The 861-nt window shown below is 41.6% G+C and carries 2 protein-coding genes; both read left to right on the top strand.

Annotation, left to right across the window (positions count from 1 at the left end):
* On the top strand, window positions 1–532 hold a 532-nt coding region (locus N1032_RS24375), incomplete at its 5' end, for a hypothetical protein (RefSeq protein WP_259543084.1).
* The coding region (locus N1032_RS24370) for a hypothetical protein (protein WP_259543082.1) at window positions 529–861 on the top strand (333 nt) is incomplete at its 3' end. The genes N1032_RS24375 and N1032_RS24370, both read left to right, overlap by 4 nt.

The raw sequence follows: 861 nt of genomic DNA, 5'->3' as shown, positions 1-861 counted from the left end.
CAAAGGTTCTCAGATGCAGCGTACCTTCGAGAAGAATGATCTTCAAGAAGCTAACAGCAGTATCCAGTTCTATGTCCCACAAGAGAACAAAGAAATCAATGACAAGGCCACAGCTAACCCTGAGGGGCTCGCAGAACGCATTGTACGCCACGATACTGATGCAATCCTATGGTCGGATACAGTTGTGATTGAACCTCTCCCAGAGGCTCTGGGGACGCATGTAGAACTTGGTCAGTTAAAAGGTATGAAAGATGTAGCTAAGATTCTGAAATCTATTTTTGATGAATCAGAATCCTTTGATGCTATGGGCCGTAATGATGCTATTATCACACAGGTGAAACGACTAACAAATGATATCCTTCGTAAACGAGTTTATCCTCATTATGAGGACATTCGCCGAGTCCCTGGTATTTCTGAGTCTGACGATCGTAGGTCTCTTGGTATTAATCAGTATGTGTACGGTGTTTGCCTTGATCTTACTGATGGTAGAGGTTTTTACGATTGGGAAGAAATTAAAAAAGAGTTAAAATGAAAATAACAAAGACTGAATTCAAAGAAGGGGAAGCATCAACTGGATTCACAAAAGACTTTGCCAGATTCATTTATAACCAAGAACCAGCTTATGCTGATCAAGACTTTGACGCATACTTCATTCGTAACTGGGTGGCAATTACTGCCACTCCTCGTTGGGAATATACAGTATGGAATGAAGATGGGTCTGTGGATGCCTCTATGGCATTCTACGTGGGTTTCCATAAAGAGTTTGGTCAACAGGTCATCTATGTAATGAATGCCTTCTCGAAGATTCCAGGAGCTTTAAATGGGGGTTATCGTTGGGGTTATAAAAAGGCCAAGGAATTA

It is taken from the genome of Herbiconiux daphne, from assembly GCF_024979295.1.
Taxonomy (GTDB): domain Bacteria; phylum Actinomycetota; class Actinomycetes; order Actinomycetales; family Microbacteriaceae; genus Herbiconiux; species Herbiconiux daphnes.
This window is presented reverse-complemented; position numbering and strand designations above follow the sequence as displayed.